1 protein-coding gene is annotated in these 331 nt (G+C 32.6%); it reads right to left on the reverse strand.

Annotated features, from left to right (window positions below; translation table 11 throughout):
• Window positions 1–331 (reverse strand): spore germination protein (locus tag AOA60_RS32070; protein WP_143522327.1); only part of this gene is annotated, 331 nt, incomplete at both ends.

The raw sequence follows: 331 nt of genomic DNA on the forward strand, positions 1-331 counted from the left end.
ATCTAAAATACTGTCAATTGCCATCTTCCAATCTTTTACTACTTCATATTTAGTGACAGTTAAAATACTACCTAGCTGCTCAGCGCTTTGGATATGGTCTTCATATTCTAGTAATGGTTGTATTACGCTTTTCTCTAGCTGTGGCTGACTAATTAAAGCAGAAAAATAGCTAATATAGATAGACCTACCGTTTAAAAGCTTAAAGTCTCTTTCTGAATAATCAAAACTCTCCGAAAAAATCTCATTTAACTTCTGTTTAACAGAGATAGTTGAAGTGGGAAGGTGCTCATGAGTGTTAATATAAGTTGATAGATATTCTTCAAACGATAAT

The sequence above is a fragment of the Pseudomonas sp. 2822-17 genome (assembly GCF_002742485.1).
GTDB classification, from domain to species: Bacteria; Pseudomonadota; Gammaproteobacteria; order Pseudomonadales; family Pseudomonadaceae; genus Aquipseudomonas; species Aquipseudomonas cyclaminis.